Annotated in this window: 1 protein-coding gene; it reads left to right on the top strand. The window is 72.2% G+C overall.

Annotated features, from left to right (window positions below):
- On the top strand, positions 1-556 hold a 556-nt coding region (locus tag CCN44_RS32685), incomplete at its 5' end, for a TetR/AcrR family transcriptional regulator (RefSeq protein WP_086701790.1).
- Positions 557-661 lie beyond the last annotated feature (105 nt).

Raw genomic sequence — 661 nt, 5'->3', positions numbered from 1 at the left:
CATCCTGCGGGCCGCCGGGGGGCTGCTGGAGCAGGTGGGCAGCGAGGACGCGCTGTCCCTGCGCGCGGTGGCCCGGGAGGTCGGCATCGCCACCCCGAGCATCTACCGGCACTTCTCCGACAAGACCGAACTGGTGTGGGCGGTGCTGGCGGAGCACTACGAGCGGCTGGCCGCCTCGATGGCCGACGCCGGTGCCTCGGCGCCGGCCGACGACCCGCTCGAACGGCTGCGGCACCAGTTGCGCGCGTACTGCCGTTTCGCGGTGGCCAACCCGGCGAAGTACCGCCTGATGTGCGAGACATGGCAGACCCCGGTGGACGAGGAACGTCTGCACGGCCATCCGGCGGGGCTGCTTCTGCGCGGGCTGAGCCAGGCACTGACCCGCTGCGAGGAGGCCGGCTGGCGGGTGCGGGGCACCCGCTCGGAGGCCCCTTATCTGCTGTGGTGCGCGCTGCACGGCCGGGTCGCGCTGTGGCAGGTCATGCCCCGCCGCAAGGACACCGCCCGCCTGGACCGGTTCGTCGACGAGCTGCTCGGTCTGCTGCTCGAGCACTGACCCGTCTCCTCGACTACTGACCCGTCCCGCGGTCCTGCGGTCCTGCGGTCTGCTCTGTCCGAGGCCGCTGCTCCCTCAAACCGCTTCCCCTTCAGACTGCCCCCA

Origin of the sequence: Streptomyces tricolor, from assembly GCF_002155905.1 — a bacterium.
GTDB lineage: Bacteria > Actinomycetota > Actinomycetes > Streptomycetales > Streptomycetaceae > Streptomyces > Streptomyces tricolor.
This window is presented reverse-complemented; position numbering and strand designations above follow the sequence as displayed.